The organism is Mycobacterium sp. (genome assembly GCF_049280035.1).
In the GTDB taxonomy this organism is placed as follows: Bacteria; Actinomycetota; Actinomycetes; order Mycobacteriales; family Mycobacteriaceae; genus Mycobacterium.
Window position 1 is genome coordinate 1 of the sequence record NZ_JBAPPI010000597.1, and the last position, 2328, is coordinate 2328.

General features: G+C 63.5%; 3 protein-coding genes and 1 pseudogene. 2 read left to right on the forward strand and 2 right to left on the reverse strand.

Annotation, left to right across the window (positions count from 1 at the left end; translation table 11 throughout):
* Together WAN71_RS19380 and WAN71_RS19385 are read left to right on the forward strand one after the other, a co-directional pair.
* The coding region (locus tag WAN71_RS19380) for a Rieske (2Fe-2S) protein (protein ID WP_422226883.1) at positions 1-770 on the forward strand (770 nt) is incomplete at its 5' end.
* Positions 760-1371 (forward strand): TetR/AcrR family transcriptional regulator, encoded by a 612-nt coding sequence (locus WAN71_RS19385; RefSeq protein WP_422226884.1) that lies wholly within the window; start codon positions 760-762, stop codon positions 1369-1371. The genes WAN71_RS19380 and WAN71_RS19385, both read left to right, overlap by 11 nt.
* Before the next feature lies 1 nt (position 1372).
* Here WAN71_RS19385 and WAN71_RS19390 read toward each other — a convergent pair whose 3' ends face one another.
* Both WAN71_RS19390 and WAN71_RS19395 read right to left on the reverse strand, forming a co-directional pair.
* Positions 1373-1972, reverse strand: coding sequence for an isochorismatase family protein (locus WAN71_RS19390; protein ID WP_422226885.1), 600 nt, complete (start codon positions 1970-1972; stop codon positions 1373-1375).
* Between the two features lie 123 nt (positions 1973-2095).
* Positions 2096-2328, reverse strand: a pseudogene (locus tag WAN71_RS19395) (hypothetical protein); the annotation flags it as partial.

Below are 2328 nucleotides of genomic sequence, written 5' to 3' on the forward strand. Positions count from 1 at the left end.
GCGCCGGACGCAACGTCCACATTCCCTACCAGGATCGGCCCAATAAGGCTCGCCGAGTACGTTCCTATCCGGTCGCAGAGCTCAACGACTCAATCTTGATCTGGCATGACAGCGCCGGTAGGGAGCCATTATGGGAAGCGCCAGATGCCTTCGCGGTGCTCGGCGATCATGTCCGCTCGCGGCGGTTCCACCCGTTTGGTGCCGATTGTCGGACGCGGCACGAGCGGGTGAAGGTGCATCCCCAGGTCATCGCCGAGAACGCTGTCGACCCGCACCACTTCCAGTTCGTACACGGCACCCCGATCAGTCCCGTGGTGTTGCGCGAGAGTACCGACAGCTCTACCTGGTCGGCCAAGGTCGGCTTCGGCCGGAGGTGGACCGTCGGCCTGGACCGCGACGGCGACACGATGAACACGATCGAGATCTATTGGTCAGGCGTTGGTGTCAGCTACAACGGCGAACACGTCCGCGACGGAATCCGGGTCATCTCGATCTGCGCGACACCGGTGGACGACACCAGATCCGACATCTTCGCCGGCTACTGGATCAGCGAGGAACCATCAGAGGGCCCGGGTGATTTCGAGGCGCGGCTGGCCGCGGCGAAACTCGCCCTACCCTACGACATCCGGATCTGGGAGCACCAGAAGTATCTCGAACGGCCGGGCCTGGCAACCTCGGAGGGGGCGGGCTTTCGCGCGCTGCGCCGGTGGGCGAGCGGGTTCTATCCCGAACCGCAGGCCGTGGCCGAACCGGTAACCCATGGCGTCTGAAGGCTCGCGCCGGCGGCCAACACGAAAGGCCGACCGCACCCGAGAGTCAATCCTCGACGCTGCGCGGACTGCGTTCGCGCGCAAGGGTTTCTCGGGCGTCACCATTAGGGACATCACTGACCTCGCGCCGGTCACCCGGGCGAATTTTTACTATTACTTCTCCGACAAGACCGAGCTTTTCATCGAACTCGGCACCGATACCTACCGCGAAGCGCTCGCGGTCGTCGAAGGTTTCATGGAGCAGGGGAGCCCTCCCAACAGGGCGGACATCGAGGCCTGGGTTGCCGGGTACTTCAGCTACCTCGACCGCAACGGTGCGTTCGTCATCCGCTCCACGGAGGACATGCCTCCCGATCGTAAATTCCGCGCCGCGGTCACCCGCTCGCACCGTCGAACCGCCGCCGCACTCGGTGAGGGCATCGCGAAGATCGCGCCGACACCACCCGACCTCGACCCGGTGGCAACGGGGCTGGTGGTTATGGCGATGCTCGAGCGCTCGTGGCTGATGGTTCGCCACAACGAGATCCCGTCGACGACGCGCCAAGCGGTGCTGATGGCGGCCACCGAGATGTTGTGGCGAACGGTTAACGGTCAGACCTGACCTACGTCCATTCGCCGACCAGCTGATCGATCGTGGTCAGCCGACCCAGCACAGCAATAGTGTTGTCCAGCACCTGTTCTGCATACTCCTTGGGGGTTCCACCCACTGCGTCGCGCGGGACGACGAGGTCGAAACCGGCCTGTGTGACATGCCCGGCGGTGTGGGTGATCGCCAGGTTCAGCGAAACGCCGGCAAGGACGATGGTGCTCACGCCCAAGCCCTTGAGCACCGGCAGTAATTCGGAATCGAGCGTGGGGAATAGACCGTGATGGCGCGGTAGCACCAGATCGGTGGGCGCCAGCAGTTCGGGAAGCACTGTGGTGGAAGCGCTTCCGGGTGCCCACTCTGCGGTTGCCGGACCGAGCGCCCGCCAGATGCGTGCCGTCCCAGTCGGCCGGCCGCCGAGGTTACCCTCGTAGGTCGCATGTACCACTCGCGCGCCGAACTGACGGGCGGAATCGAGAAGTCGGCGCACGCCGGATACGAGGTCGGAGCTGGCGGCGGCCAAGGCGGGCAGAACGGAGTCAGGGCCGAGTACACCGTTCTGGCATTCCACACAGATGACGGCCGTGGTCTCGGGGTTCCATGGTGTCGGAGCCATTCCTCAACCCTAGGCTATTTTTTGACACTTGTGACGAAAGTATTCAGTAGATCCCCTTGAACCGTCCCGGGTTTGATGCTGCTTTTTCGGTGAGAAGGATGTGGATCATGACGAAGCACTATCCACGCCGGCCGCGTTGGTGATGCGCAGCCGGCCGAGCAGCAGACGGATGCCTTCGCCATCGCGTACGCTGCGTGTCGCAAAGACTTTCATCGCGAGATGATGTTCTGCCGGTGTCGCTACGACGTGCAGAATGGGTGATCGAATACGGGGCTGCCTTCACCAGGTGTGCGACAAAGTAGCTGCTGGCTTGATGTTGAGCCGGGTTCGGGGCCATCCCATCTCGGGTCCGGCAC